At 66.2% G+C, this 21,821-nt stretch carries 20 protein-coding genes; 9 read left to right on the plus strand and 11 right to left on the minus strand.

Translation table 11 applies throughout. The annotated features are described in order from the left end of the window. The first annotated feature begins 1 nt into the window (after position 1). Both cydB and G0D83_RS16215 read left to right on the plus strand, forming a co-directional pair. A complete protein-coding gene (cydB, locus tag G0D83_RS16210) occupies positions 2 to 1,009 on the plus strand; it encodes a cytochrome d ubiquinol oxidase subunit II (protein ID WP_164195834.1) in 1,008 nt (335 codons plus the stop codon). Further along, positions 1,009 to 1,110 carry a DUF2474 family protein gene (locus G0D83_RS16215; protein WP_108970368.1) on the plus strand — a complete coding sequence of 34 codons (102 nt, stop codon included), beginning with the start codon at positions 1,009 to 1,011 and terminating at the stop codon, positions 1,108 to 1,110. The genes cydB and G0D83_RS16215 overlap by 1 nt, the downstream gene beginning before the upstream one ends. Positions 1,111 to 1,282: 172 nt before the next feature. On the opposite strand, the gene wrbA is transcribed toward G0D83_RS16215, so the two are convergent. Further along, positions 1,283 to 1,876: an NAD(P)H:quinone oxidoreductase type IV gene (gene wrbA / locus G0D83_RS16220; protein WP_108970369.1), complete on the minus strand. Its 594-nt coding sequence runs from the start codon at positions 1,874 to 1,876 to the stop codon at positions 1,283 to 1,285. A gap of 223 nt (positions 1,877 to 2,099) precedes the next feature. Here wrbA and coxB point away from each other — a divergent pair, with 223 nt between their 5' ends. Genes coxB through G0D83_RS16245 form a run of 5 tightly spaced genes read left to right on the plus strand, consistent with a single transcriptional unit; the run spans position 2,100 to position 7,721 of the window. Next, entirely contained in the window at positions 2,100 to 3,059 is a 960-nt protein-coding gene (coxB, locus tag G0D83_RS16225; protein ID WP_164195836.1) for a cytochrome c oxidase subunit II, read from the plus strand. 15 nt (positions 3,060 to 3,074) lie between these two features. Then, the gene (ctaD, locus tag G0D83_RS16230; protein ID WP_164195838.1) at positions 3,075 to 5,630 is read left to right on the plus strand and encodes a cytochrome c oxidase subunit I; all 2,556 of its coding nucleotides are present in this window, start codon (positions 3,075 to 3,077) and stop codon (positions 5,628 to 5,630) included. Further along, a complete protein-coding gene (locus tag G0D83_RS16235; protein ID WP_164195840.1) occupies positions 5,630 to 6,043 on the plus strand; it encodes a hypothetical protein in 414 nt (137 codons plus the stop codon). The genes ctaD and G0D83_RS16235 overlap by 1 nt, the downstream gene beginning before the upstream one ends. Beyond that, positions 6,037 to 6,615 (plus strand): cytochrome c oxidase assembly protein, encoded by a 579-nt coding sequence (locus tag G0D83_RS16240; RefSeq protein WP_164195843.1) that lies wholly within the window; start codon positions 6,037 to 6,039, stop codon positions 6,613 to 6,615. Before G0D83_RS16235 ends, G0D83_RS16240 begins: the two co-directional genes overlap by 7 nt. After that, entirely contained in the window at positions 6,612 to 7,721 is a 1,110-nt protein-coding gene (locus G0D83_RS16245) for a c-type cytochrome (protein WP_235940081.1), read from the plus strand. The genes G0D83_RS16240 and G0D83_RS16245 overlap by 4 nt, the downstream gene beginning before the upstream one ends. A gap of 174 nt (positions 7,722 to 7,895) precedes the next feature. On the opposite strand, the gene G0D83_RS16250 is transcribed toward G0D83_RS16245, so the two are convergent. From G0D83_RS16250 to G0D83_RS16265, 4 genes are all read right to left on the minus strand, one after another. Further along, entirely contained in the window at positions 7,896 to 8,912 is a 1,017-nt protein-coding gene (locus tag G0D83_RS16250; RefSeq protein ID WP_164195845.1) for a phosphatase PAP2 family protein, read from the minus strand. A gap of 366 nt (positions 8,913 to 9,278) precedes the next feature. Continuing rightward, entirely contained in the window at positions 9,279 to 9,896 is a 618-nt protein-coding gene (locus G0D83_RS16255; RefSeq protein ID WP_164195847.1) for an Isoquinoline 1-oxidoreductase subunit, read from the minus strand. A 3-nt stretch (positions 9,897 to 9,899) separates the two neighbouring features. Continuing rightward, complete coding sequence (locus G0D83_RS16260) at positions 9,900 to 12,074, minus strand: xanthine dehydrogenase family protein molybdopterin-binding subunit (RefSeq protein WP_164195849.1); 2,175 nt, start codon at positions 12,072 to 12,074, stop codon at positions 9,900 to 9,902. Between the two features lie 4 nt (positions 12,075 to 12,078). Next, the gene (locus G0D83_RS16265; protein WP_108970377.1) at positions 12,079 to 12,537 is read right to left on the minus strand and encodes a (2Fe-2S)-binding protein; all 459 of its coding nucleotides are present in this window, start codon (positions 12,535 to 12,537) and stop codon (positions 12,079 to 12,081) included. Between the two features lie 263 nt (positions 12,538 to 12,800). On the opposite strand from G0D83_RS16265, the gene G0D83_RS16270 reads away from it, so the two are divergent. Continuing rightward, positions 12,801 to 14,090: an O-acetylhomoserine aminocarboxypropyltransferase/cysteine synthase family protein gene (locus G0D83_RS16270; RefSeq protein ID WP_164195851.1), complete on the plus strand. Its 1,290-nt coding sequence runs from the start codon at positions 12,801 to 12,803 to the stop codon at positions 14,088 to 14,090. A gap of 213 nt (positions 14,091 to 14,303) precedes the next feature. Here the strand turns inward: G0D83_RS16270 and G0D83_RS16275 are convergent, their stop codons facing one another. From G0D83_RS16275 to G0D83_RS16300, 6 genes are all read right to left on the minus strand, one after another. Further along, a complete protein-coding gene (locus tag G0D83_RS16275) occupies positions 14,304 to 15,416 on the minus strand; it encodes a zinc-binding dehydrogenase (RefSeq protein WP_164195853.1) in 1,113 nt (370 codons plus the stop codon). 392 nt (positions 15,417 to 15,808) lie between these two features. Next, on the minus strand, positions 15,809 to 17,314 hold the full coding sequence (locus G0D83_RS16280) for a tripartite tricarboxylate transporter permease (RefSeq protein WP_108970380.1): 1,506 nt from the start codon (positions 17,312 to 17,314) through the stop codon (positions 15,809 to 15,811). 7 nt (positions 17,315 to 17,321) lie between these two features. Continuing rightward, on the minus strand, positions 17,322 to 17,783 hold the full coding sequence (locus tag G0D83_RS16285; protein WP_108970381.1) for a tripartite tricarboxylate transporter TctB family protein: 462 nt from the start codon (positions 17,781 to 17,783) through the stop codon (positions 17,322 to 17,324). 131 nt (positions 17,784 to 17,914) lie between these two features. Next, complete coding sequence (locus G0D83_RS16290) at positions 17,915 to 18,868, minus strand: tripartite tricarboxylate transporter substrate binding protein (protein WP_164195855.1); 954 nt, start codon at positions 18,866 to 18,868, stop codon at positions 17,915 to 17,917. 29 nt (positions 18,869 to 18,897) lie between these two features. After that, a complete protein-coding gene (locus G0D83_RS16295) occupies positions 18,898 to 19,578 on the minus strand; it encodes an RraA family protein (RefSeq protein WP_164195857.1) in 681 nt (226 codons plus the stop codon). A 3-nt stretch (positions 19,579 to 19,581) separates the two neighbouring features. Then, positions 19,582 to 20,595, minus strand: a complete 1,014-nt coding sequence (locus G0D83_RS16300; RefSeq protein WP_164195859.1) for a hydroxyacid dehydrogenase — start codon at positions 20,593 to 20,595, stop codon at positions 19,582 to 19,584. Between the two features lie 179 nt (positions 20,596 to 20,774). Here G0D83_RS16300 and G0D83_RS16305 point away from each other — a divergent pair, with 179 nt between their 5' ends. Next, complete coding sequence (locus tag G0D83_RS16305) at positions 20,775 to 21,665, plus strand: LysR substrate-binding domain-containing protein (protein WP_164195861.1); 891 nt, start codon at positions 20,775 to 20,777, stop codon at positions 21,663 to 21,665. Positions 21,666 to 21,821: the final 156 nt, after the last annotated feature.

Consider the following 21,821-nt stretch of genomic DNA (forward strand, 5'->3'; position numbering starts at 1 on the left):
CATGCTCGGATTGGAGCTTTCCTTCATTTGGGCAGGGATCATCGCCTTTGCCGTGCTGGTCTACGTGATCCTCGACGGGTTCGATCTTGGGGTCGGCATCCTGTTCCCGCTCGCCAAGACCGAGCAGGAGCGCGACGTGATGATGAACTCGGTCGCGCCGATCTGGGATGGCAACGAAACCTGGCTGGTGCTGGGCGGCGGCGGGCTCTTCGCGGTCTTCCCGCTGGCCTATGCGGTGGTCATGCCGGCGCTTTACGTGCCGATCATCCTGATGCTTCTCGCGCTGATCTTCCGAGGGGTCGCTTTCGAGTACCGTTGGCGCACGAAACGCTGGAAGCGGCTGTGGGACTTCGCCTTTTTCGGCGGCTCGCTGGTGGCGGGCTTCTCGCAAGGCATGGCGCTCGGTGGGCTGGTGCAGGGCATCGAGGTGGTGGATCGCGGCTACGCCGGCGGCTGGTGGGACTGGCTCTCGCCCTTCTCGTTGCTCACCGGGCTGGCGGTGGCCACGGGCTATGCGCTGCTCGGCGCCACGTGGCTCGTGATGAAGCTCGAGGGCGGGGTGCATGACCGCATGCGCCGGGTGGCGCAGCCGCTGGGTCTGGCGACGCTGGTCTTTCTGGGCCTCGTGTCGCTCTTCACGCCGCTGCAGGACGAGGTCTACTTCCAGCGCTGGTTCAGCGGCGGCTCGCTGGTCTTCTCCGTGGCCGTACCTGTGCTGGTGCTGCTTTGCGCGACGGGTCTCTGGAAGGGGCTGCGAGGCGGCGGTGACCGACTGCCGTTCTTCTCGGCGCTCGGCTTTTTCGTGCTGGGCTTCATCGGCATCGGCATCAGCTTCTATCCGATGATCGTCCCGCCCTCGCTGACCATCGTCGAGGCCGCGGCGCCCGACAGCAGCCTTGCCTTCGCGCTCGTGGGCACAGTGATCCTGATCCCGATCATCCTGGCCTACACCGCCTACGCCTACTGGGTGTTCCGCGGCAAGATCGACCCCTCTGAGGGCTATCACTGATGCGGGGCAGGAGGCTGCTCTGGTTCGTAGGGCTCTGGCTTGCGGGGATCGCCGCGGTGGGTGCCGTGGCGCTGCTGATCCGGCTCGCGCTGCCCTACTGAGCCGGTGCGAGGCGAGCGACCCGGCACGCGCGCCAGAGGAATTGGCGAGCAACCGCCACGAATTTGTCACGGAACGCCTGAGGACGCGCCTTTGGCGAGACGGGGGCGAGACGGGCCTCTCCCTGCGCACCAAGTTCTGAAACCCGGTGCGCAAGGGCCCAAGGCAGGCGCGTTAGGCGATCAGCTTCGCGGTGATGTCGACCAGGCGCTTGGCCTGGTGCGAGACCGAGGCCTTGCCGGTCTCGTCAAACGCGCCGGCTTCGGTCGAGAAGCCGTAGGGGTTGCCGCCCGAGGCGTAGATGACGTCGCTCGTATAACCCGGCGCCACGATGATCGCTCCCCAATGCATCGCGGTGGTGTAAAGGCCAAGCGTGGTCGCCTCTTGGCCGCCGTGCACGTTCTGCGCGCTGGTGGTCGCGGTGATCGTCTTGCCCGCGAGCTTGCCCTCCGACCAGACCCCGCCGAGCGTGTCGATGAAAGCCCGCAGCTGCGAGGCGGACTGGCCGTAGCGCGTTGGGGCGCTGAAGAAATAGCCATCGGCCCAGACCATGTCGTCGGGCGTGACGACGGGGATGTCGGCCATCTTCTCGGCCTGCGCCTTCCAGGCATCCTGGCCGTTCACCACGGCCTCGGGTGCGGTCTCGGCGACGCGCAGGAGGCGGACCTCGGCGCCGGCGTCCTTGGCGGCCTCGGCCGCCGCGAGGGCGATCTGGTGATTGGTGCCATAGGTTGAGTAGAAGATGACTGCAATCTTGGGGTGTGCCACGGATCTTGCTCCTGTCGACGGTGGTGTTTCGGGAATACCGGTAAAATTGAAGCGGGTGCTGTCCGCCTGCCGGATGATGATAGGGCAGATCGCGGGTTTGTCGCGCGAAGCCTCTGAGGGAGCGTGGGGCGCCCGCGCCGCGAGGTAACTTTCGCAGGGCTGGCGTGGAACGCTTCGCCTCCTGAATCGTTTAGCAAGAATTTTGCAGCGACAGGGCAAACCTTTGAGGGCATTGGCAGCGGCGGCGGCACTGGTATTTTTGGCCGGGTGCTCGGGGCGCCACAATTGGCTCGCCGGCGCCGGCGAGGAAGCGCGGTCGGTCGAGACGCTTTTCTGGGTGGTCCTGACGGGCGCGGGAGTGATCTGGGCTCTGGTGATCGGCGCGGCCACCTATGCGCACCGTGCCGAGGCCAAGCCGCACCGCGAGCGCGAGGCCCGGCGTTTCATCGTCTGGGGCGGTGTCGTTCTGCCGGTGCTTGTCGTCGGCGGCCTGCTGGTCTGGGGGCTGCTGATCCTGCGCGACATCACCGCAGATGACGGCGCGCTGACGGTGCGCGTCGACGGCGAGCGCTGGTGGTGGCGGGTGATTTACGAAACGCCCGAGGGCCCGGTGACCACCGCCAACGAGATCCGCTTGCCGCTCGGCGAGCGGTCCCTCTTCAAGCTGACCGCCGACGATGTGATCCATTCGTTCTGGGTTCCGGCGCTGGGGGGCAAGATGGACATGATCCCGGGCCGCGAGACGACGCTGGCGCTGACCCCCCGAAAGCTCGGCAACTGGGGCGGCCTCTGCGCCGAGTTCTGTGGCGGCGCGCATGCGCTGATGCGCTTTGACGCCGTGGTGATGGAGCCCGATGACTTTGCCCGGTGGCTTGAACACGAAGCGCGGCCCGCGCAGGTGGCCGAGGGCGATCGGGGTTTCGTCGTCTTCGACGAGGAAGGCTGCGGCGCCTGCCATGCCATCCGCGGCACAGAGGCGCGGGGAGCGGTCGGGCCGGATCTCACCCATCTCGCCTCGCGCGACAAGCTTGGGGCGGGCATCTACGCGATGACCCCGGAGAACATGGCGCGCTGGATCACCGAAACCCACGAAATGAAGCCCGAGATCGACATGCCCGCCTATCCGGGCCTGCAAGGCGAGCGGCTGGATGCGCTCGTCGGCTTCCTGATGAGCCTCGAATAAGGGACCGCGCCGCGCATGACCCAAGAGATCGACCTCTCGAAGCTCCCCCCCGCCGAGCCCTACGACAAGGCGCGCGACGAGGCGCAGCGCGCGCGCCTGATGAAGGTCTGGCAGACCCCGACCGGCTGGCGGCGCATCTCGGCGGTGAACAACTCGTCGGTGGGCAAATGGTACCTGCTGACTTCCTTCGCCTTCTTCGCCTTCGCCGGGTTCTTGGCTCTGCTGATGCGCGCCCAACTGGCGGTGCCGAACAACGATCTGCTGTCGCAGAGCCTCTACAACCAGCTCTTCACCCTGCACGGCACTGCGATGATGTTTCTCTTCGCGGTGCCGATTTTCGAGGCGGTGGCGATCCTCATCCTGCCCGAGATCCTCGGCGCGCGGGACCTGCCGTTCCCGCGGCTCTCGGCCTTCGGCTACTGGTGTTTCCTGATCGGCGGCATCTTCGTCTGCGGCTCGGTGTTCTTCGGCGTTGCCCCGGACGGCGGCTGGTTCATGTACGCGCCGCTGTCGTCCAACCCGGACTACAGCGGGCTGGGGGCGGACATCTGGCTGCTGGGCCTGTCGTTCATCGAGGTTTCGTCCATCGCCGCCGCCGTCGAGCTGATCGTCGGAGTGCTCAAGTCGCGCCCGCCGGGGATGCGGCTCAACCTCGTGCCGCTCTATTGCTGGTACGTGCTGGTGGTGGCGGGGATGATCCTTTTTGCCTTCCCGCCGCTGATCGCCGGGGACCTGCTGCTGGAGATGGAGCGGGCCTTTGGCTGGGCCTTCTTCGACCCCGACCGGGGCGGCGACCCGCTTCTGTGGCAGCACCTTTTCTGGATCTTCGGCCACCCCGAGGTCTACATCATCTTCCTGCCCTCCATCGCGCTCATCGCGACCATCCTGCCGACGTTCGCAGAGCGTCCCATGGTGGGCCATTCGTGGATCGTGCTTTCGGCAGTGGGGGTCGCCTTCCTGAGCTTCGGGCTCTGGGTGCACCACATGTTCACCACCGGGCTGCCCGAGATCTCGCTCTCTTTCTTCTCGGCCGCCTCCGAAGCAGTAGCGGTGCCCACGGGCATCCAGATCTTCTGTTTCATCGCGACCATGCTGGTCAGCAAGGTACGCCGCTCCGTGCCGATGCTCTTTGCCGGGGGCGCGCTGGCGATCTTTGTTTTCGGAGGCCTGACGGGTGTCATGGTGGCGCTGGTGCCCTTCGACTGGCAAGCGCATGACAGCTACTTCGTGGTGGCGCACCTCCATTACACGCTGATCGGCGGCATGCTCTTCCCGCTCTTTGCCGGGGTGCATTACTGGTACCCCTTCGTCACGCAGAAGAAGATGTCCGACAAGCTGGGGCGCTGGAGCTTCTGGCTGATGTTCGGCGGCTTCAACCTTGCCTTCCTGCCGATGCACTGGACCGGGGTGATGGGCATGCCGCGGCGGGTCTGGACCTATGACGTGACCGACGGCTGGGCGGTGCTGAACATGGTCTCCACGATCGGGGCCTTCATCTTCGCGGCGGGCTTCGTGGTGCTGGCGGTCAACGTGCTCTGGCCACGCGGCAAGGCGCCGCTGGTCGAGCGCAACCTGTGGAACGCCGGCACCATGGAATGGAGCGCCGAGGTTCCCGACAAGCCCTGGGGCGTGCGCTCGATCCCCTATATCCACACCCGATATCCGCTCTGGGAGCAGAAGGAGCTGCTCGGCGAGATGGACAGGGGCGAGTGGTTCCTGCCCGACGCCGAAGAGGGCAAGCGCGAGCTCATCATCACCGATATCCTCGACGCGCGCCCGCTCTACGTGCAGCGGGTCGGCGGGCCGAGCTACCTGACGCTCGGTTCGGCCTTCTGCCTCGGCGCGGTGTTCATCCTCGCCACCTTCCACCTGTGGACGCTGACGCTGCTCTTCGGCGCGGGCTTCGTCGGCTTCACGCTCTGGTGGCTCTGGACCGGCACTTCGGAGATCCCCGAAAAGCCGGAGAAAGAGGCGGGGCGCGGGCTGGTGCTGCCGACCTACGCGCAGGGCAACAACGCGCCCGGCTGGTGGGCGGTGTTCATCACCATGACCGGCGACATGACCGCCTTCATGGGGCTGGTGTTCAGCTATTTCTTCTACTGGACCGCGCTGCCCAATTTCCTGCCGGGCGCGGCGAAACTTCCGGGTTTCGGCTGGCTGCTTCTGGGTCTGGCACTGCTGCTGGTGGGCTGGGCAACCGCCCTGCTGGCCCGTGAGCGTCTGGCGGGCGGCAGCACGGGACAGGCGATGGCCTTGTTGCTGGGAGGCGTGCCGCTTGCCGCGCTTGGGATCGGGGCGTGGTGCTGGGCGGCATGGAGCGCCGGACTGAACCCCACCGAGACCTCCTTTGACGCCACCGTCTGGGTGCTGATCCTGTGGATGGGACTGCACCTACTGCTCGACGCGGTGATGCGGCTTTATGTGGCGGCGCGGATCTGGCGCGGGCGCTGCACGCCGCGCTACCGGGCGGACTGCGTGAACTTGACGCTCTTCACCCACTTCCTCGCGCTGACGGCGGTGGTGATCTTCGCGCTGCTGGCGCTCTTCCCGATGCTGATGGGGGTGGTGTGATGGCCCGGTCCGAGGGGAAAAAGACCGTCCCGCCCGGCGAGGCGCCGCGGGTGATCGACCAGGGCTCTGTCTGGATCCTCGTCGCCGCGCCCTCGATCTGGGCGGCGCATTTCCTGCTGAGCTACTGGGTCGCCGCGATCTGGTGCGCCAAGCTCGGGCGCGGCACGCCGCTGGCCGAGCCACGCTGGATCATCGCCGCGCTCGGGGCGCTCTGCATCGCCGTGATCGCAGGTCTGGCTGCGCTGGCGATCCGGCGCTACGGTGGCGTCTTCGTGATCTTCGAGGAGATCACCGAAAGCTCGGAGCGGGCGCGCGACAAATTCATCGGCCACGTGGCCCTGCTGCTCTGCGTGCTCTCGGCGGTGGCGATCCTCTTTACCGTGATCCCCGGCATGGTGCTGGGCCAATGCTGAGCCCGCGCCGCCTCCTTGCGCTCGGCCTGCTGGCGGCTCTCTGGCTCGGGCCGCTGCCCGGGCTGGCGGCGGGGTCGATGGTGCTGCACATGGTGCTGCATCTGGGCGTAACTGCCGTGGTTCCGGCGCTCTGGGCCCCGGCCCTGCGCCTGCCGTCGGGCGCCATGGCGCTGGTGCTGGGCGCAGTGGCCGAGATGCTCGTGGTCTGGGTCTGGCACCTTCCGGCGTTGCACCTATGGGCGCGGCTGAGCACCACTGGCCTCGTTCTGGAGCAAGGCAGCTTTCTGGGCGCCGGGATATTGCTCTGGGCCACGGTGCGCGCGGCGGGCGGTTTCGGGGGCGCTGTGGTGCTGCTGGCCACGACAATGCACATGACCCTGCTCGGCGCGCTGATCGGCCTCGCGCCGCGCACGCTCTACGGGGACATCTGCGCAGGGCACCTGGGCCTCTCGGCGCTGCAGGAGCAGCAGGTGGCGGGGGCGCTGATGGCCGGGGCAGGGGGCGCGATCTACCTCGTTGCCGCATTGCGCCGGCTGGGGCAGGCTCTGGAACTCGGGGAGACGCAGGCATGAGACTGAAACGCTGGATCGCGGGGGGCATCGGCGCGCTGGCGGTCGGGGGCGCGGCGTTCTTCTGGTTCGCGCCCTACAATATCGCGGCCTCGGTCCCGCATCTGCCGGGCGTGGGAGAGACGCTGCACCAGTACCTGCGCAACGCGGTGCGGGTGCGGGCGAACCGGGTGGAGGTGCCGCGCCACGTCGACCTCGACGATCCGGCGCTGATCCGCCTCGGCGCCGGGCATTTCGCCACCGGTTGCCAGACCTGCCACGGCGCGCCGGGCATCGCGCGCAACCCGGTGGTCAAGGGCATGCGCCCGGAGCCGCCGATGCTTACCTCCGGTGACTTCGAGCTCAAGGAGTTCTGGTGGATCGCCCGGCATGGCTTCAAGTATACGGGCATGCCGAGTTGGCCCGGCGAGGGCCGCGACGACGAGCCTTGGGCGCTGGCAGCCTTCCTGTCGCACTACGACAGCTTCGACCGTGCCGCTTACGAGGACGCAGCCTTTGGCCGCGCCGGGGGCTATGAAAGCGAAGGCGTGCGCTTCGGGGGTCTGCCCGGGGCCATTCCGCAGGAACTGGCCTGCGCACGCTGCCACGGCGAGGACGGGCTGGGCCGCGACGGCACGGCGCCGAAGCTGGCCGGCCAGTCCGCCGAATGGCTGGACCTGGTGCTCGGCGCCTATGCCGGGGGCCACCGCGAAAGCGGCTTCATGGAGCCGCTCGCCGCGCCACTTGCCGCCGAGACACGCGCCGCGATCGCCGAACGCTACGCGGGGATGAGCGGCGACTGGCAGGGGAGGGCGCTGCCGTTCGGCGATGCCGAGCGGGGGCGCGAGCTGGCGCAGCGGGGCGACGAGCACGAAGATATCGCCAGCTGCGCCGCCTGCCACGAGGGCGGCGCCGACGGGGTCTCACCCAAGCGGACCGACACCCCGCGGATCGCCGGACAGGACGGCTATTGGCTGGTCAACTGGCTGCATCTCTACCGGGACGGTCCCGCGCCCGACACACCGCGATCCCATCTCATGCAGGCGGCCGCGCGGAACCTTACGGATGCGGATGTCGCTGATCTCGCCGCCTATTACGCGACGCTTGGTCGGGGGACGGTGGGCGAGTAGAGCGCAGACCCGCTTTCACCGGGCGCATCGGCATCGCAACACCCGAGTTGGCTGCAGCCTTCCGTGCGACACGCGCGCTCCGGCGATGACATATATCAACATCCCCCCGGTTGCGCCGCCCTGCATGGCTCAGGCCAAGCGGGTTGCGAAACTGCCGGGGCCTTGTTCCGGGTGTCAGTCCTTGCGGACTCGCTGGAGCCCCCCCAGCGCACCGCCGCCGAGCCCGAGGGATCCTGCCTCCGGCTCCATGCGCTTGCGCAGGTAGGCCCAGAGCAGCGCCATGACGCCGATGGAGAAGTATCCGTCCACGGCGTAGTGGTAGCCGCTCCAGATCGACAGCAGCAGGATGACCGCGCAGAACAGCGCCGCCGGAAAGGCCAACAGCGCCGAACGCTCGCCGCAATAGAGCGCGACCAGCGTGGCGACCGACACATGCACCGAGGCAAAGGCAGAGATCCCGGTGCCAAAGCTCTCGCGCCCCGCCGAGTACATTTCCCACAGGTAATCCTGCAGCGCCCCCATCGTGGAGCCGTCCACCCCTGCGTAGCGCAGCGTCCAGGTCAGCATGGCAAAGCGGTTGCTGTCGTAGAGCCGGTCATAAAACACCGGCCCCACGGACATGCCGCCGAGGGCGATCATATTGCCAATGACGATCCAGCTTGCGCAATAGAGCACCAGATAGCGCTTGACCCGCGTGTGATCGTGGTCACAGGCCACGAGGATCACCGGGAACAGGAAGGCGGCGATCAGCCAGGGTCCGTGATAGAGCGGGGTGAGGCTCAGCATGATGTCGGGGCCGAAGAGCCGGTTGATGACCGTCCAAGGGTCCGTGTCCCCATGCAACCAGGCATCGAACCGCGCGAGGTAGGGATCCGCGTAATAGGGCACGATCTGCGGCATCGTGGTCTTGAACAGCGTGAAGCCGAGGTGCAGGGCGAGGATGGCACCGAAGACCAGCGCAACATTGGCGGCGGCCCTCCCTCGGCTCGCGCCGCGCCGGGTCTCTGCGCGTAGGGCCCAATACGCCAACGCAAGGGCGATCACACCCACGTACCAGAGCGAGACATCGGGCTCGGATCTCACCGTCCCGAGGACATCGGCGATCACCTCGTCGCGAAACAGCACGGCAATCAGAAATGAAAAGAGCGCGTAACCGACGCTGAAGGCAAAGAAGGCCAGGGCGGGGATCATGGTCTTGCTCCCCTCGGAAGCTGGCGCAAATTGGACATGGCTCTCGTCGGAATAGTTGATCGCTTAAAGCTATCTAGGCGAGAGGCACCGAGATTAAAGGCACACCCATGAGCGACGCGCGATTGCTCGCCACTTCGGCTCCGAGACAGACTTCCCCGCCCAGCATGACCGCTTCATCCATGGCACGCAGCTAACCACGCCGTTGGGCCTGGGTCACGCCTCCGGTTGAATTCGGTTCGCGGGGCACCCCATCAACTCGACCACGCTGGCATACTTCCAGGACGTTGATCGAACCCCACCCGGTCCTTCGTCGTTCCTGCGGAGGTGCCTACTTGGTTGTGCCATCCAAGTCCCAGATGGAGAGGATCAGCCATCGGGGCAGGCCGAACCGGTCTCGATCCACGCTTTCGTCAGTTGGCCGAAGACCTCCTGCGTACCGGGGGCAGGTTCGCGCCCTTCGCCCGGCTCCCATCCCCAGCCCACAAGCCCGTCCGTGGCGTTGTGCTCATGCAGGTCTTCCATGCTGCGCCCGCCGTTGCGCTCCGGATCCTTGAGCTGCGCGCAGATTTCCGCGGCGCTCTTGCCAACCCAGCCCATCTCGATCGGGGCGAGCTGCCAGGGTGAATGCCCGGGTATGGAGCCTTCGCCGGTGGTGAAGGCAAAGTTCTCCTCGCCGTGGCAGGTGTTACAGCGCATGCCCGGCGCGCCAAAATCCGCATCCCCCCGCACCACTGGCGGCACATGCGGATGCATGTCCATGCCTTGCCGCGGGCTGTCGCCGACAGGGTGGCAATTGAGGCAGCGCGGGTGCTCGATCACCGCCATCATCTCGGTAAAGAGCGCCACCGAGCGTTCGGTTTCGTTCTCGATGCCATCGAACTCGTCCACGGTGCGCAGGCCTTTCACCGTCTCGTCAAGGGAGGGCAGGGCGAAAAGGGCGGGTGCGGCGCCGAGCAGCGCCGCCATCAGGATCGTTTTGCGCATGGCTCAGGCCTCCATGGTCTTGAGGAAGGGCAGTTCGGTCACCGCTTTGCCGGTCAGTGCCCGCCAAGCATTGGCGACGGCGGGTCCGATCGGCGGGACGCCCGGCTCTCCGACGCCCGTGGGCTCGGCGTCCGAAGCGATGATCTCGACCATCACCTCTGGCATTTCGTGAATGCGCAGCATGCGGTAGCTGTCGAAGTTCGACTGCTGGACCACGCCGCCCTCGCCCAAGGTGATCTCGTCAAAGAGCACCGTGCCGAGGCCGAAGCCGATGCCGCCCTCCATCTGCGCGCGGATCACGTTCGGATTTACCGCAACGCCGCAGTCAACGGCACACCAGACCCGGTGTACGCGCGGCTGCCCGCCCGCGTCCGAGACCTCGGCGATCTGCGCCACGTAGGTCTCGAAGCTCTCGTGCACGGCAACGCCATAGGCCTTGTCGCCCTTGACCTTGGTGCCATCCCAGCCCGCCATCTCGGCGACCTTCTCGAGCACGCCGCGGTCGCGCGCCGCATCCTCGCGCATGAGGTCGAGACGCCCCTGTACCGGGTCCTTGCCCTGCGCCTCGAGCACCATGTCGAGGAACACCTCGGTGGCATAGCCGGTGTGCGTATGCCCCACCGAACGCCACCAGAGCACCGAGACAGGGCTTTCCTGCTGGGCCCAGCCAACGCGCAGATTGCCGAGGTCATAGGGCATCTTGGTCGACCCCTCGTAGGAGGTCGGGTCCATCCCGTCCTGCATCATCTGCGCCATCGGCCCCCCCGCCATGATCGACTGGTTGACGACGATGTCTTCCCAGCCGGTCAGCTTGCCGTCGCCATCAAGGCCGGCGCGCATCTTGTGGATGGTAAGCGGACGGTAGTAGCCGCCGTGCAGATCGTCCTCGCGGGTCCAGACCAGTTTGAAGCTCCCGGGGGCCCCGGCGGCCTTGGCAACTTCGGCGAGTTCAGCGGCGAAATGCGCAGTGTCCTGCGCGCGGCGACCAAAGCTGCCGCCCGCCAGCATCACGTTGAGCTGCACGCTCTCGGGAGAAAGTCCGAGCGTCTGCACAATGGTCGGCTTGTCGAGCGCGGGGAACTGCGAGCCCATCCAGACCTCGGCGCCGTCCTCGCGGACCTCGATGACGCCGTCGAGCGGCTCCATCGGGGCATGGGCGAGATAAGGGAAACGGAATTCCGCCTCGATCACCTCAGCGGACCCGTCGATGCCCGTCACCCCGTCGCCGAGCATCTCGGCGTCCTTGCCGCCCTCCGACGCTGCTTTCGAGAACGCCTCGAAGATCTCGGCGGAGGAGCGCGTCTCCGCCCCGCTCTCATCCCATTCGACGCTCAGCGCTTCACGGCCCTTCAGCGCGGCGTGGGTGGATCGGGCGTAGACAGCGACGCCCTGCGGGATCTGCCGCACGGCCTCGACCCCGGGAACCTCGAGCGCCGCGCTGCCGTCGACGGAGGCAACCGTGGCCCCCAGTTTGCTCGGATGCGCCACGACCACGGTCTGCATGCCCTCGCGGTAGACATCCATGGTAAAGATCGCCGTGCCAGTCGATTTGGCCTTGGTGTCGAGCTTGGGCAGGTCGGTCCCGATCAGCACGAACTGGTCTGCGGATTTCACCGGCGGGTCCTCCGGCGGAGTCATCCCGGCAGCCTTCTCCGCCAGCGCGCCGAAACCCGAGCTTTTGCCCGAGCCGTGGCTGATCTCTCCCTTGGAGATAGTGATCTCGCTTTCGGGCACGCCCCACTCCTCGGCCGCGGCGGCGACCAGCATGGCGCGGGCAGCGGCGCCGGCCTTGCGCATCTGCATGTAGGAGTTGGCCATGGCGGTCGACCCGCCGGTGCCCTGCATACCGAAGGCAAGGTTCTTGTAGAGCTCGTCGTTGGCCGGGGCGTTCTCGGCACGCATCTGGCCCCAGTCGGCGTCCATCTCCTCGGCCACCAGAGTGGCGAGGCCGGTGAACGGGCCCTGGCCGAACTCGATGTGCTTGATGATCACCGTCACGGTGTCATCGGGCGCGACGCGCACGAAGGCGTTGGGGGCGAAGCTCGCTTCGTCGGTCGCCCCGGACTGAAAGGCCGCGGCCGCCCCGGACTGTGCGCGGGCCGCAAGGGGCAGGGTCATGCCGATCACCAGCCCCGCGGACGAGGCCAGGAAACTGCGGCGGGAAAGCACCTGTGTCATCGTCTCATCCCTCCAGCTTGTCCGCGGCGTCATGGATCGCCTTGCGGATGCGGACGTAGGTGGCACAGCGGCAGATGTTGCCGGCCATCGCGTTGTCGATGTCCTCGTCGCTGGGTTTGGGCACTTCGCGTAGGAGCGCGGTGGCGCTCATCACCTGTCCCGACTGGCACCAGCCGCATTGCGGCACGTCGAGCCCTTCCCACGCTGCCTGCACGGCCTCGGCTTCTGGGCCGTCGATACCTTCGATCGTGGTCACCGAGGCACCGTCGACCATGGAGACAGGGGTCACGCAAGACCTGCGGGTCATGCCATTCATCATCACCGTGCAGGCCCCGCATTGGGCGATGCCGCAGCCAAACTTGGTGCCTGTCATCTGCAACTCATCGCGCAGTACCCAGAGGAGCGGTGTCTCCTCCGGCACGTCGACGGACACATCTTTTCCGTTGAGTTCGAACGAAACCATGGCTTCCCTCCCTGGCTGCGCATGCGTAGCGTGGCGCGTGGTTTGTGGAGGGGGAGATAGCGCCGCAATGCGCTGTGTCGATGTCTGGGTCGCCGAAATCCTCGTGTCGCTCGCCCGCGGACCTCGTGTCGCGATGGACGTCGCCGACCCAGGAGGTCTCGGCGCAACCGCCCGCACCCGAGATCGGGGCGGCGCGCCGCTCGGGTCATTGCAGCCGGCGTGCGGCTTGCCTAACGTGCCGCGAGGTAAGGAGGAGTGAATCCATGACAGACAAGACCCCCGGCTTCGACACGCTGGCCGTGCATGCCGGCACCGAGCCCGATGCCGCCACCGGCGCGCGGCAGGTGCCGATCTACCAAAGCACGTCTTACGTATTCCGCGATGCGGATCATGCGGCCCGGCTCTTCAACCTCGAAGAGGTCGGCTACATCTACTCGCGGCTGACCAATCCCACTGTCTCGGCGCTGGCGAACCGGGTCACCGCGCTCGAGGGCGGTGCCGGCGGCATCGCTTGCTCTTCGGGCCACGCGGCGCAGATCATGGCGCTCTTCCCGCTGATGGCGCCGGGCTGCAACATCGTCTCGTCCTCGCGACTCTACGGCGGCACCATCACGCAGTTCAGCCAGACGATCAGGCGTTTTGGCTGGTCCGCGACATTTGTCGACACCGACGATCTGGAGGCGGTGAAGGCCGCGATCGACGAGAACACCCGCGCGCTTTTCTGCGAGACGATCGCAAACCCGGGCGGCTACGTCACCGACCTCGGGGCCATGGCCAAGATCGCGGACGAGGCGGGCATCCCGCTCATTGTCGACAATACCACCGCCACCCCGTGGCTCTGCAAGCCGATCGAGCACGGCGCGACGCTGGTCGTGCACTCGGCCACCAAGTACTTGACCGGCAACGGCACGGTCACCGGCGGCATCGTGGTGGACTCGGGCAAGTTCGACTGGTCGGCCTCTGACAAGTTCCCCTCGCTGTCGCAGCCCGAGCCGGCCTATCACGGGCTGACCTTCCACGCCGCGCTCGGGCCGATGGCCTTCACCTTCCATTCCATCGCGGTGGGGCTGCGCGACCTCGGCATGACGATGAACCCGCAGGGCGCGCATTACACGCTGATGGGGATCGAGACCCTCGGCCTGCGCATGGAGCGTCATGTGAAGAACGCGCAGGCGGTGGCGGAATGGCTCGAAAAGGATCCGCGCGTCGAGGCGGTGACCTATGCAGGGTTGCCCTCCTCCCCCTGGCATGATCGGGCACAGCGCGTCGTGCCCAAGGGCGCCGGGGCATTGTTCACCGTGGCGATCAAGGGCGGCTACGACGCCTGCGTCAGACTGGTGGACAGCTTGAAACTGTTCAGCCACGTCGCCAACCTCGGTGATACGCGCAGCCTGATCATCCACCCGGCCTCGACGACCCACCGGCAGCTCGAGGAAGAGCAGCAGGTGCAGGCCGGGGCCGCGCCGAATGTGGTGCGCATCTCGATCGGCATCGAAGATGTCGCGGATATCATCGCCGATCTTGACCAGGGGCTGGCTGCGGCGACGGCGTGAAGACCTGTTGAGGTCGGAGCGAGCTCGAAGCTTCGCGAGTTCGGGGCCCACTTCGACGCCATCGGCAAGCGGCAGTCTCATGCCGTCGCCAATGACCGTCTGGTGCCCGGCCAGAACCGGCATCGTCGGAGGTTGCGGCCAAGAATGTGCTTGGCCTTCTGTAACCTCCTGTGGCGCCGCCCTTTGCCGGGCGCCGCCGCTCTTGCTCATGTGTCAGGCCCAGGGCGTGACGAGATATTTCTCTCCCGTGCGCATCTCGCGGTAGTCGAGCACAGCATCCTTGGTGAGCATTTCCTCAAGCGTGACCCGAGATTTGTAGCTGCTCGCAAAGGTGCCGGTCAGGTCGTCACGCACGCGCTGACGCATCCGGCCCACGGTCTCGGGCCCGACCGACTGCAGGAACGGGAACAGCAGCCAGCCCGACAGCGTCCAGCCGAACCCGTAGCTGGGTGTCAGGACAGTGGGGCTGGTGTCGAGGCGGCCGTAGATGAACATGCGTTTCGGCTGGTTCGATCCGTAGCGTGAATACTCGGCCATCTGCTCCCTTGCGACGCGCTCCATCGCCCGGAAGGCCGTATCGACCATCGTGCCGCCGCCCACGGGATCGAAGCCGTAAAAGGCGCCCGTCGCACGAATGGCGTCGGCCAGCCGGTCCATGAAGTCCTCCTCGGAGGAGTTGACCACATGCTCGGCGCCAAGCCCCTTCAGCAGCTCCACCTGATCGCTCTTTCGCACGATGTTCACCAGCCCGAGGCCGTCCTCTGCGCAAATGCGCGTCAGCATCTGGCCAAGGTTCGAGGCACCGACTGTGTGCAGGATGGCGTTCTGTCCGTCGGCCCTGGCGGTCTCCACAAAGCCGAGCGCGGTCATCGGATTGACGAAGGCGCTGGCGCCCTCTTCGGCGGTATGGTCACCCAGCGGGAGGCACATGTCCGCGTCGGCGAGGCAATATTGGCTGTAGGCGTTGCCCGGCACGCAGGACACGCGCTGCCCCATCAGCGCCTGCGCGGCATCACTGTCGCCAGCGGCGATGACCGTGCCGGCGCCTTCATTGCCAGCGGGCAGTTTCAATCCGTGACGGGCCTTTGACGCGGCATTCACCGCCTCGGGCATCCGAGCCACGAATTTGCCGGGCGTGTAATCTGCGTTTTCCATGTCGGCGCCGCCGACGAGAATGGCGAGGTCCGAGGGGTTGATCGGCGCGGCTTCCATGCGCACCAGCACCTGGTTTTGGGTGAGGTCGGCAAACGACACGTCCTCGAGCGCGACGGTGAGCGTGCCGTCCGCCTCAAGCGTGGTGAACAGCTGTTTTCCGGTGGTGGCCATGATCGGACTTCCTTCGCGTTTCATCGACTGGTGTGGATATAGGGCCAAATCCGACGCATCCAAAATTCTGCATCCGCCTCAATCTGCTTACTCAGAACGACTGGAACGGGTTCCGGGCAAGTCGGCGGCCCGTGCTGCAGCGGTGGTGCGGACGCGCGCGGCAAGCGCCGTGACAACAGGGTGCTTCATTGGTCGAGCCCCTCCTTTGGCCAGGAGGTGCATCGCTTGTTGCGCAGGGTGGCAGTTAGCGCCACCCTGCGCAAATTCGTGTCACAGAGCCCCGGCGACCTGTTCAGGGGCGAGGGTGGCCGGATGCGCCGCCACGTAGTGCGCTCTTCGTTCCGGGGTTCACCTGTATCTCCTCGACACAGAGTCTCTGTCGCGTGTGGATGTCAGGTCGCGTCTCGCGTCTTGGACTTCGCAAGCTTCTTCTTCAGGATCGGTCCCACGATGACGGCGACGGTGAGGGCGACGATGACAAGGCTGGTCACGTTGCTGAACAGCACCATCCAGTCACCGCGGCCGATCCGCAGGGCGAGGCGCAGGTTCTCTTCGGCGAAGCCGCCAAGGATGAGGCCGAGCACCACCGGCGGCAGCGGGAACTTCAGCTTGTCCATGACCCAGCCCACGGCCCCGAAGCCCAGCATCAGGTAGACATCGAACATGCGGCCGTGGATCGAGTAGACGCCGATCAGCATGAGGACGATGATGATCGAGCCGAGCAGCGGTCGCGGCAGATTCAGCAGGCGCGCGAAGCTGTTGGTTGCCAGCGAGCCGCCGAGCAGCACCAGCAGGATGGCGCCGAACAGGAACTGCCACATGAAGCCGAAGACGACATCGGGGTTGTCGCGGAAGAGCATGGGGCCGGGCTGCAGACCATGCACCAGCAGGCCGCCGAGCATGACCGCAGCAACGGCGGTTCCCGGAATGCCCAGCGTCAGCGCCGGGATCAGGGCCGAGGCGGTGTCGGCGTTGTTGGCGGTCTCGGCGGCGGCAACGCCCTCGGGCTCGCCCTCGCCCCAGGCGTCGGGGTTCTTCGATGCGCGGCGCGCCTCGTTGTAAGACATGAAGGCCGCCATCGAGCCGCCCGCGCCGGGCAGGATGCCGATCCAGATGCCGATGAAGGACGAGCGCAGCCAGGTCTTCCAGAAGTGCTTCATCTTCGGCAGCGCTTTCCAGATCGGCTCCGTGCCGAGCTGGCTCTCGCCGACGTTATCCGTCTTCAGCGGCGTCTCGAGCAGGTCGATGACCGGCGGCAGCGCGTAGAGGCCCACCAGCAGGATCACCATGTTGATGCCGTCGAGCAGTTCGAGCTGGCCGAAGGTAAAGCGGTCATTGCCATAGATCGGGTCCGAGCCGATCACCGAGACAAAGACACCGAAACAGGCGCTGATCAGCCCCTTGATCGGGTTGCCGCCCAGCAGGAAGATGATCGACGCAAGGCCGAAGACCGCCACCCAGAACACCTCGGACGGGCCGAAGAGCAGCGTCACCTTGGACAGCGGCGGCGCCAGCAGCATGAGCGCGAAGGCCGAGGCGATACCGCCGATCGACGAGGACACCACGGCAACCTGCAGCGCGAAGCCGCCCTGGCCCTTTTGTGCCATGGGGTAGCCGTCGAAGGTGGTCGCAACCGCAGCCGGGGTGCCTGGGATGCGAAGCAGCACCGCCGGGATCGCGCCGCCGTACATGGCGCCGTTGTAGATGCCGGCCATCAGGCCGAGCGCCACCAGCGGCTCGAGGCCGAAGGTGAACGGCACGAGGACCGAGATCGCCATGGTGGCCGACAGCCCGGGCATGGCCCCGACGACGATCCCGGCGATCACGCCGATGATCACCGCGAAGAAGTTGGTCAGGCCGAAGACTTCGGGAAGTGCGTGGAGAAGATCGGAATACATGGCGGCCTCAGTTCTGCCAGAGCCGGCCGGCAGGGAAATCCTGCGACATGCCGAAGTCGAAGATCAGGTAGACGGCGCCGACCACGATCACGGTCGCGGCAAGCAGGCCAAGCGGATTGCGGAAGCCGAAGAGCGCGGAGACCAGCGGGATGATCACGATGGTGCTCGGGTAGAAGCCGATGAAATCGGTGGCGACCGCGTAGCCGACGATCAGCGCGAAGGCTCCCATGACGCGCAGCGGCGCGCTGCTCAGTTGCACCGGAGGCTCACCGGCGGAGGCCTTCCTCTGGTCCCGGACCAGAAGCGCCACGGCCAGAACGACGAGACCGGCCAGCATCGCCCCGGGAAGCAGGGCGGAGATCGGTCGCAGGTCGGTCGTGGCGTAAAGGAAGCAGCCGGCCACGACGATGATGCCAATGGCAGTCAGCGTTTCGGGGCGCAGCAGGCGGGATGTGTGTCGGTCGGACATGGATCGGATCCCTGAGTCTGAAGATGCGGGGGCAGTACAGTACCCTGCCGCCGCGCTCTACGGTGATATGTGAGATTAGGCGGGGACCCGGCTTGCGCGACTTGCGCCGGGCCGGGCCCCCTGGGAGGAACTCAGTTCCAGGGGGTCTCGTCCCAGACACCCTTGGCAAGATCCCACAGGTCCTGGGTCAGGACCTTGAAGTCATTGCCCGTGACCACTTCGACCGGGTTCGAGGTCGCGGCCATCGCGGCGAGGAACTCCTCGTCGCCGTCGAGCTGCTCGAAGGCCGCAAGAAGCTTGGCCTCGACATCCTCGGGCAGACCCTTGGGCGCGACGAAGCCGCGCATCGAGCCGTTGACCAGCTCGTAGCCCTGCTCGGCAAAGGTCGGCAGGTCGGGCGCGAAATCCGAGCGCTCGGTGGTCGCGATGCCCAGCACGTTCAGATCGTCCTGGAAGCTGGCGACCTCGGAGATGTTGAGGATGCCCATGGCCACGTGGCCGCCCATCAGCGCGGTGCGCGCCGGGGCCGAGCCGCGGAACGGCACGATGGTGAACTCGGTCTCGGTGAGGTTCTGCAGCTTGATCAGCATGAAGTGGTCATCGCCGCCGAGGCTCGACATGCCGACGGTCACCGCACCGGGGTTCTCGCGCGCCTCTTCGACGAGCTGGTCCATGGTCTCGATGCCGCTGCGCTTCGAGGTGACGATCACGTTGGGGTCGTTCACCACGTTTGCGAGATACGTGAAGCTGTCCGCCGAATAGTCCGCTTTGCGGTCGATGGTACGCGCCATCATGCCCGGCAGGTTGAACGTGCCCAGTGTGTAGCCATCGGGGTCGGCATTTGCGACTTCGGTCACGCCGATCTGGCCCGACGCACCCGGCATGTTCTTGACCACGAGGCTCGCGCCGTCGCCGAGGTATTTCTCGATGAAGGGCGCGGCAGTGCGCGCCATCACGTCGGTGCCGCCGCCGGCGGAGTAGCCAACGATCACCTCGATCGGCTTCTCCGGGTAGTCTTGCGCCATGGCGGCGCCCGCGATCAGCGTGGCCCCGATGACGGTGGCGTACTTGATGGAATTGAACATCATTTTCCTCCCTTGGTTCAACTCGTTCTTCATTCGGTCGGCAGAGCGCAGCCCAGCTTCTTGAGCGCTGCGTCCACCCACGTCCGGTCGTTCGTGCCTTCTGCGATGGCCTTCATCTGGCGCACCTCGGCATCCTGCTTGGCCTCGGTCTTGGCCAGCACTTCTTCTGCATCCGCCAGCGGCACGGACAGCACGCCGTCGGCATCGCCGATCACGATGTCGCCGGGGTTGATCACCATGCCACCAAGGCTGATGGGCACGTTGATCTCGCCGGGGCCGTCCTTGTACGGGCCGCGGTGGGTCACGCCGACGGCGAAGGTCGGCAGGTTGGTTTCGACAAAGGCGTCAAGGTCGCGGATCGCGCCATTGAGCACGAAGCCCACGACGCCGCGCTTGATGGCGTAGGCCAGCATCAGCTCGCCCATCAAGGCATTGGTGGTCTCACCGCCGGCATCCACCACGATCACGTCACCCGGCACGGCCATGTCGATGGCCTTGTGCAGCATGAGGTTGTCACCCGGGCGGCATTTCACGGTGATCGCGACACCCGCCATTCCCCCCGAGGCGTGCATCGGGCGCAGGGCCGGCCCGGCAGCGCTGAGGCGCGACATGGAATCCGAGACGTTGGCGACGGGCAGCTTGGAGAAGGCCTCGACAAGTTCTTTGGACGCGACCTGCTCGCGGGTGCAGATACGGAAACCGATCGACATGGATTAGTCCTCTACCTTGGAAAGTGTGGCGCGCGCGCTGTCGAGCAGGGCGCGATTGATGATGCGTTGCGGGGGAAGCTGCTCGCCGGCGAGATAGCCGATGATGCCGCTGACCGCGTCCACACCGACCCGGGCATTGGCCTCGGCGGTGACGCCGCCGATATGCGGCGTGACGACGATGCGCGGCTCGTCCCAGAAGGGGTGATCCGCGGCGGGCGGCTCGACGGCGAAACTGTCAAGGCCGGCACCGGCAAGCTTGCCCGAGCGCACCGCGTCCAACAGCGCGGTCTCGTCGATCAGCCCGCCGCGGGCGGTATTGATGACAAAGGCACCGTCGCGCATCTTCGAGAAAGCCTCGGCGTTCAGAAGGCCGCGGGTCTGGTCGGTCAGCGGGCAATGCAGGCTGAGGAAATCGGATCCGGCCAGCAGCTCTTCGAAGCTGTCGCACCGGCTGGCGCCGATCGCGGCAAAGGCCTCGTCGCTCGCATAGGGATCGTAGCCGATGATTTTCATGTCGAGCCCGGCGGCGGCGATCTTGCCGGTGGCGCGCGCAATGGCGCCCATGCCCATCAGGCCCAGCGTTGCGCCGGCGATCTCGCGGCCCTTGAAGCCGGGCTTTTCCCAGCGGCCCTCGCGCAGGCTGGTGTCGAGCGGCAGGATCCGCTTGACGCAAGTCATCAGCAGGGCGATGGCGTGCTCGGCGACCGAGACCGCGTTGGCGCCGGTGGCCACGAGCACCGGAATGCCCCGGTCTGCGGCGGCCTGAAGGTCGATGTTGTCGACGCCGACGCCGTGCTTGGAAATCACCTTGAGCGAGCCCGCATCCGCGAGCACGCTGGCGTCGATCCGCCCCATGCGCGAGACGATCCCGACGGCCCCGGTCTTGTCGATGTATTCCTTGATCACCGCGCTGTCGGCATAGGGAGGCGTGTGCACCGTCTCGTAGCCATGGTCGCGCACGTAACGCGCTGCGTTCGGATGCAGATCCGGTCCGGTAACGAGAATGGTTTTGCTCATCGCGTAGGTCTCCACATCCTCCGCAGCAGGGCGGAAGGCATTCGGTCTCATGTTTTCTATTGGATCCGCGTCCTCTCCTCGGGGCGCGGTTTCCTCCTGCCGAAATGGCATATTGGAAAGTTTTACTTCACAACAGCGAATAATTCTGCTTTGCAGATTAAGAAAAACTGGATCAAGCCATGGACACCCGCCAACTCAAGACCGTTGTTGCCATTGCCGCGCACGGGACCTTCGCGCGCGCCGCAGATGTCGTCGGCCTGACCCCCTCTGCGGTCAGTCAGCAAGTTCAGACCCTGGAACAGGAATTGGGAGTCCGTATCTTCGAGCGCGCGTCGCGGCCGCCCCGCCCGACGGCAGAAGGCATGCAAGTTCTTGAAATGGCGAGAAACATGTTGCGCCTGGAGGATGACACGAAAGCCAGCCTGCGGGGGGATCGTATCTCGGGAACGCTCATGCTGGGGTCGGTACGGTCAAGCGCGCTGAACCTGCTGCCAAAGGCCATCGTCCGGATGCGCCGGGATTACCCCGAGTTGAAACTCAATCTCCGGGTCTCGCTCTCCTCGACACTCATTGCCGACGTTGCGGCAGGGCGGCTCGACGCCGCGGTGGTGGCCGAGCACGTCGGGTTTCCCTCGTCCCTCAGGTGGAGCACGTTCCTGAAAGAGCCCCTCTGGCTGATCGGCCCGCGGGGGAGCGATCTGCGCGATTCCCTTGGGGCGCTGAACGCGCTGCCTTATGTCCGGTTCCGCAGCGCGGTGCCCTTGGCCAACGTGATCGACACCGAGCTGTCGCGCATGGGGGTGGTCGCGAACGACATCGCCGAGATCGACACCATCGGCTCGATCGTGACCTGCGTGCGCCAGGGGCTCGGAATCTCAGTCGTGCCGCACGCAGCGCTTACCCAGCCCGAGGACAGCGACCTCGAACAGGTTCCTTTTGGCACCCCGCAGATATCGCGCCATATTGGCATCGTCGAACGCGTGGTCTCTCCGCGTGCCGAGATCATTGCGCGGCTGCACGAGGTCCTTGCCGATCTCTCCGAAGAGCACGGAGTCCATCGCAATATCTGAGCCTGAGCCGCCCCACTGACGCGGTCTGCCCATGAGCGCCGACGCCGGACAGATCATCCCTTGGTGGAATGCGCCCGCTCAATGGCGGGCACCGCCGGACAAGGCCCTTGACCCCGCGTGGGTACTGAATAATAAAAAACCAAATACCGCCGGACC

This window comes from Salipiger sp. PrR003 (genome assembly GCF_010500785.1).
Lineage (GTDB): Bacteria > Pseudomonadota > Alphaproteobacteria > Rhodobacterales > Rhodobacteraceae > Salipiger > Salipiger pacificus_A.